Origin of the sequence: Exiguobacterium sp. SH5S4 (assembly GCF_004337045.1) — a bacterium.
GTDB classification, from domain to species: Bacteria; Bacillota; Bacilli; order Exiguobacteriales; family Exiguobacteriaceae; genus Exiguobacterium; species Exiguobacterium aurantiacum_A.
This window is the reverse complement of sequence record NZ_SJUQ01000067.1, coordinates 1-445: the sequence shown is the minus strand read 5'-3', so window position 1 is coordinate 445 and position 445 is coordinate 1. Positions and strand designations below refer to the sequence as shown.

1 protein-coding gene is annotated in these 445 nt (G+C 37.5%); it reads right to left on the bottom strand.

Features of this window, described 5'->3' with window-relative positions; all coding sequences use genetic code 11:
- On the bottom strand, nt 1-445 hold a 445-nt coding region (locus EVJ32_RS16000), incomplete at both ends, for a lipid II flippase MurJ (protein WP_145983589.1).

Genomic DNA, 445 nt, shown 5'->3' with positions numbered 1-445 from the left:
AAATTGCATCGCTTGAGCAGTAATCGTTACTTTCTCAAGGGTAAATTCCCCTCTACCAAAGGCAACTGATACAATCGGATTTGCCAACACTACCATAGCTAAAGCAATCGGAATCAAAAAAATGGACATACTTCCCAAACTTGTATGCAGTGTTCTCTTCACCGCAGTCATATCTCCCTCTTTGGTTAATTTTGCCAACCTTGGAAAAATAGTCGTACCAACGGATGTTACAATTACACTATTGACTAACAAATTGAGTTTGTAAGCATTGTTCAAACAAGTAACTGTTCCTGTCGCCAATCCGGAACCGAGATATCTGTCCACCATTAAATTGATATCAAAAACCATTCTTCCCAAAAAAACCGGAATAATCAATATCAAAATTTTTCGTACATTTTCATCTCGAAAATCCAACATCGGATAATATCGAAACCCACTCCTGTAT